Origin of the sequence: Paenibacillus sp. (assembly GCF_035645235.1) — a bacterium.
GTDB lineage: Bacteria > Bacillota > Bacilli > Paenibacillales > YIM-B00363 > Paenibacillus_AE.
In genome coordinates, this window is record NZ_DASQMZ010000112.1 from 1 (window position 1) to 4,539 (window position 4,539).

Genomic DNA, 4,539 nt, shown 5'->3' on the forward strand with positions numbered 1-4,539 from the left:
GTGATCAAGCCGATCCGCTGGTCCCGCTTTGCGGCAATAAGCCGATCCGACGCTCGTCCCGCCCGGCGGCATCAAGCCGGTCTAGTAGTTTCAGCGAAAAGAGGACACTCTAACGTCAAAGCGCGGCTTCGGTTTCCCGAACCGAAGCGCACAGGCGGAGAGGGGTGTCTTCTTTACTTATGTACGATTGCATCATCGTGGGCGGCGGCATCGCCGGTTTGCAGGCGGCGATTCAGCTCGGCCGCTATCGTCGCAAGACGCTCGTTATCGATCGCGGAGACGGGCGGTCGACGTTGTGCCGCAATTACCATAATGTGCTGGGGTATCCGGAGGGCGTCGCCGGGGAGACGCTCCGGTCGCTCGGCCGGCGGCAGGCGCAAGGATACGGCGTGCAATTCGTCGAAGGGGACGCGACGGCCGCGGAGCGGTACGAAGCCGGCTTCCTGATTACGTGCGAGATGGAGAACAGTCTGCCGACGACGTACGAAGGGAAAACCGTGTTGTTCGCGACCGGCGTGATGGACCGGCTGCCGGATTTGCCCGGGCTCCGGGCTTGCCTCGGCTTGACGGTGTTTATTTGCCCGGACTGCGACGGGTACGAAACGCGGGGGAAGCGGACGTTGGTGATGGGCTCCGGCAACCCGGGGGCGTCGATGGCGCTGGCGTTGACGTATTTTTGCAACGAGCTCGTGTACGTTAACCACGAACGTAAGCCCGTGGATGCTCCCATGGCGGAAAAGCTGCGCGATGCGGGCATCCGGACGATCGACGCCGCGATCGAGCGAGTGTTGACGGAGGGCGAGGAATCCGAGGGGCGTTTCCGCGGCGTCGCGCTCGCCACCGGCGAGACGATCGTCGCGGACCGGGCGTTCGTCGCCTTCGGCGGCAACGAGGTGCGAACCGACCTCGCGAAGCAGCTGCACGTCGAACGGATGGAGACGAAGCATATCGTGACGGACCCCCGGACGAAGATGACGAGCGTCCCGGGCGTCTGGGCGGCGGGCGACGTCGGCGTGCATTCGGAGCAGCTCGTCATCGCGATGGGCGAAGGGCTTCAGTCGGCGATCTGGATGCACAAGTGGCTGCTCGCGCGGGAGAAGGCGTCGGGCGCGTCGGGGGAATCGGCGGCAGAGTCCGCCCGCGGGGAAGCGCATAGCTTGGTCGGCGCGGGCAAACCCTAATCCGGTACGAATCCCGAACCTCAAGCAGAGAGGATGGAGCGCTAAGATGAAGAACGATGCGAAAATCACCCATGAGGAGAACGTTCAGAACCGCATGAGCGGCACGGAGATCGCGCTCGACGATCGCGGGCCGGGCGTCGGCAACGTCGCCTCCGTGAACAAGGAGACAGCCGGCAAGGAGGCGCTCCGGTCGTTGGCGCTGAACGAAACGGACAAGCGGAAGCTGACGGATCTCGAAACCGGGGACGAGAGCGACCCGGGCGACCGGGCGAACGTGCCGCGCGGTCCGTGGCCTTACGAATAAGCGAACGACTACAAGCCGGGGGAGCCCCCGGCTTGTTCGCGTTTTCGCGGCCTGACCCGATCCGGGTCGCCGTGGCGCTAGCCGAGTCGCGCCGTGACCCGAATCGGGTCGAGCGGCGGTCGGCGCGGGCGGGTTGACCCGATCCGGGTCGCCATGGCTCTCGCCGTACCGCGTAGTGGCCCGACCCGGGTCGGACGCCGGTCAAGGGCGCCATCCCGAAGCGTCGGGCGTTCGCCGGAGGCCGTCTACCGATATTTTTCGTTAAACGGCCCCTCCTGGCACTCGAGCCGGAGCTGCCGCGGCTACTCGCGAGCCGCGCCGGCCGCGGCCGACGGGCGGCCGGCGGAGACGACGTCGGCGAAGTCGCCGAGCGCCCGCTCGCCCGCGGGGGTTAGCGCGTAGACGCCGCGCGACACTCGTCGGAACCAGCCGTACACGTTCCGGGCCAGGATCGATCGCGCCATGTCGCTGGCGATCAGATCCCGCACCTGCCGCGGGGCCAGCGGCCCGTGCGTATGGAGCGCTTCCGCGCACCGCAGCGCCTTCTCCCGGTAAGCGGTCACGAGCTTCCGCCCGGTGATGCCGCCGGCGTTGTAATCGCCGGACCGCTCGCGGAACTCGTCCAGCACGCGTGCGGTCCGCCGCCCCGGCGCCTTCGGCGGTCCCCCGGCGACGCCGCCGAAAGCGCTCGCCGCGTCAGGGGCGGCCGGCTCGCAATGCAGCTCTACGAGCGACGGCTTGCGCTTGTACAGCTTCACCGTCAGCAGCCCGATGCCGAGCAGCCCGCACAGCCGCCGCAACTCGGAGACCGCGAAGGCGTTCTTCCGGTCCGTCCGTTCCGCGGCCACGTACACGTACGGCGTCAGCGCCCGCCGCTCCACCGCCTGAAGGAACAGCGACAGGTTGAACCGTTTCTTCAGCTCGACGACGACCGGCCACGGCTCGTCGTCCCGCACCGCGACGACGTCGCAGCCGCGCACCTCGCCCCGCACGGCGTAGCCTTGCGCCTCCAGCCACCGCTTCACCGGCGCATACAGCTCTGTTTCCGCCTTCGCCCGCACGGCGCGTTCCGGCTCGCCGTCGCCGCCGGATGCGCGCTTGGCGCCGGCCGTCTTCGCGCGCGCGGCGCGCTCCGCTTCCGTTTCGCCGCCGGCCGCCTGCGCAGGCGGCGCCGCGCCGCCGGACGCTGCAGCGCGGCGCTTGCGCACGGGCGCCGGCGCGGCGGGGTCCGGGGGGTTCCTTTTCGCCATACCTGACTTCTTCCTTCCGCGTCTTGTTCGTCCCCGTATTATAGCATGCGGCTTCCTCGCTTTCTCCGAAATTTGTACGAATTTTCAGGTCAAGGTTTCTGGGCCCCCCGCATAGACTGAATTACGGCACCAATCAAAGGTCAAAGTGAATGTCCCTCCACTACCCAGGTGCAATGCAGCTCTTCCAGCGTCCGAGAAGGAGGTTAGTTCTATGGACAACATACTAAAGCGTATTTCGCAGTATCGAAGTGAAGAGGAACAGCTGGCGTGGTCCGGCACGTTCGCCGAATACCTGAACCTCGTCCGCGAGAAACCGCATCTTGCGATGACCGCCCATTCCCGCGTGTACGAGATGATCAAGAGCGCAGGCGTGGAGACCGTAGACGGCCAAAATCGATATATGTTTTTCGAAAAAGAGATTTTCGGTCTCGAACGCGCGCTGGAGAAGCTGGTCGAGGAATATTTCCACTCGTCGGCCCGACGGCTGGACGTGCGCAAGCGCATCCTGCTGTTAATGGGACCGGTGTCCGGCGGGAAGTCGACGATCGTCACGCTGCTGAAGAAGGGGCTGGAGCAGTTTTCGCGGACGGACCAAGGCGCGGTCTACGCGATCGAAGGGTGCCCGATGCACGAGGAGCCGCTGCACTTGATTCCGCACGGCCTGCGGCCGGAAATCGAGAAGGAGCTCGGCGTGAAAATCGAAGGCAATCTGTGCCCGGCGTGCCAGATGCGCCTCAAGACGGAGTTCGGCGGCCGCATCGAGGATATGCGCGTCGAGCGGGTGCTCATCTCGGAAGACAATCGGGTCGGCATCGGCACGTTCTCCCCGTCGGATCCGAAGTCGCAGGATATCGCGGACCTCACCGGCAGCATCGACTTCTCTACGATCACGGAGTACGGCTCGGAGTCGGATCCGCGGGCGTACCGGTTCGACGGCGAGCTGAACAAGGCGAACCGGGGCTTGATGGAGTTCCAAGAGATGCTCAAGTGCGACGAAAAGTTCCTCTGAAACCTGCTGTCGCTGACGCAGGAGGGGAACTTCAAAGCGGGCCGCTTCGCGCTCATCTCCGCCGACGAGCTGATCGTCGCGCACACGAACGAGACGGAGTACAAGGCGTTCATCGCGAACAAGAAGAACGAGGCGCTGCAGTCCCGGATGATCGTCATGCCGATCCCGTACAATCTGAGGGTGTCGGACGAGGAGAAGATTTACGCGAAGCTGATCGGCAGCTCCGACATGAATCACGTACATATCGCGCCTCACGCGCTTCGGGCGGCGGCGATGTTCTCGATCATGACTCGGCTCAAGGAGTCGAAGAAGCAGGGCATGGACCCCGTCAAGAAGATGCGCATGTACGACGGCGAATCGATCGAGGGGTACAAGGCGGCTGACGTGAAGGAGATGCAAAACGAATTCCTGGACGAAGGCATGAGCGGCGTCGATCCGCGCTACGTCATCAACCGGATTTCGTCCGCGCTCATCCGCCACGACATGACGTGCATCAACGCGCTCGACGTGCTGCGGGCGATTAAGGAAGGCATGGATCAGCATCCGTCGATCACGAAGGAAGAGCGGGAGCGGAATCTCAACTTCATCTCGCTGGCGCGCAAGGAGTACGACGCGCTCGCGAAGAAGGAAGTGCAGAAGGCGTTCGTCTATTCGTTCGAGGAATCGGCGAAGACGCTGTTCGAGAACTATCTCGACAACGTAGAGGCGTACTGCAACTGGTCGAAAATTCGAGACCCGCTGACGGGCGAAGAGATGGACCCGGACGAGACGCAGCTGAAGAAGATGAACGAAGTC

Annotated in this window: 3 protein-coding genes and 1 pseudogene; 3 read left to right on the forward strand and 1 reads right to left on the reverse strand. The window is 64.5% G+C overall.

Features of this window, described 5'->3' with window-relative positions; genetic code table 11:
* Positions 1–179 precede the first annotated feature (179 nt).
* Both VEZ38_RS10385 and VEZ38_RS10390 read left to right on the forward strand, forming a co-directional pair.
* Positions 180–1,181, forward strand: a complete 1,002-nt coding sequence (locus VEZ38_RS10385; RefSeq protein ID WP_414694697.1) for an NAD(P)/FAD-dependent oxidoreductase — start codon at positions 180–182, stop codon at positions 1,179–1,181.
* Positions 1,182–1,227: 46 nt separating this feature from the next.
* A complete protein-coding gene (locus VEZ38_RS10390; protein WP_324893291.1) occupies positions 1,228–1,485 on the forward strand; it encodes a hypothetical protein in 258 nt (85 codons plus the stop codon).
* A 302-nt stretch (positions 1,486–1,787) separates the two neighbouring features.
* Here VEZ38_RS10390 and VEZ38_RS10395 read toward each other — a convergent pair whose 3' ends face one another.
* Positions 1,788–2,735 (reverse strand): DUF2161 family putative PD-(D/E)XK-type phosphodiesterase, encoded by a 948-nt coding sequence (locus VEZ38_RS10395; protein ID WP_324893292.1) that lies wholly within the window; start codon positions 2,733–2,735, stop codon positions 1,788–1,790.
* 211 nt (positions 2,736–2,946) lie between these two features.
* Here VEZ38_RS10395 and VEZ38_RS10400 point away from each other — a divergent pair.
* Positions 2,947–4,539 (forward strand): annotated as a pseudogene (locus VEZ38_RS10400) (PrkA family serine protein kinase); the annotation flags it as partial.